The following is a 285-nucleotide window of genomic DNA, read 5'->3' as shown; positions in this document are numbered from 1 at the left end:
ACAACCCAGTAAGCAAGACTGTTGAAAAACCAAACAAACCAACTGAAAAACGTGTTAACAACGTTCCAGTTGAAGTAGAATTCAACTTCACTAAACGCTTGGAAGGCCGTGAGCTTAAAGCTAACGAATTCAGCTTCGTCCTTAAAGATTCAGAAGGTAAGACTCTTGAAACTGTAAGCAACGATGCATCTGGTAACGTTAAGTTCTCAGCTATGTCATTCAAGAAGGGTCAAGAAGGCGTACACAACTACACAGTAGAAGAAGTTAAAGGCTCAGACGCAACCG

1 protein-coding gene is annotated in these 285 nt (G+C 41.4%); it reads left to right on the top strand.

From position 1 onward, the window contains the following. The coding region (locus AX662_RS08155; protein ID WP_156430706.1) for a Spy0128 family protein at positions 1–285 on the top strand (285 nt) is incomplete at both ends.

Source organism: Streptococcus sp. CCH5-D3, from assembly GCF_001556435.1.
Lineage (GTDB): Bacteria > Bacillota > Bacilli > Lactobacillales > Streptococcaceae > Streptococcus.
This window is presented reverse-complemented; position numbering and strand designations above follow the sequence as displayed.